Origin of the sequence: Escherichia sp. MOD1-EC7003 (genome assembly GCF_002965065.1) — a bacterium.
In the GTDB taxonomy this organism is placed as follows: Bacteria; Pseudomonadota; Gammaproteobacteria; order Enterobacterales; family Enterobacteriaceae; genus Escherichia.
This window is the reverse complement of sequence record NZ_PTRE01000229.1, coordinates 1-381: the sequence shown is the minus strand read 5'-3', so window position 1 is coordinate 381 and position 381 is coordinate 1. Positions and strand designations below refer to the sequence as shown.

Here is a 381-nt window from a genome sequence, read left to right as displayed (position 1 = left end):
GGGATGTGATGTGTCAGAGCAACTGGAGCTTATCAGCAGCGCCTTTAAGGTTATCGAAACACACCGTCCGAAACTGGCCTGTTGCCGGTGCGACCATATCGTGCAGGCACCGGTGCCTTCAAAACCCATTGCACGCAGTTATGCCGGAGCGGGGCTCCTGGCCAATTTCGTCACCGGAAAATATGCAGACCATCTGCCGTTATACCGCCAGTCAGAGATATACCGCCGTCAGGGTGTGGAGCTGAGCCGTGCCACACTGGGGCGCTGGACTGGTGCCGTTGCTGAACTACTGGAGCCGCTGTATGACGTCCTGCGCCAGTATGTGCTGATGCCCGGTAAAGTCCATGCTGATGATATCCCCGTCCCGGTCCAGGAGGCGGG

General features: G+C 58.3%; 1 protein-coding gene. It reads left to right on the top strand.

The window, feature by feature from the left end; all coding sequences use genetic code 11:
* The coding region (locus A7090_RS24315) for an IS66 family transposase (RefSeq protein WP_157941500.1) at positions 1-381 on the top strand (381 nt) is incomplete at both ends.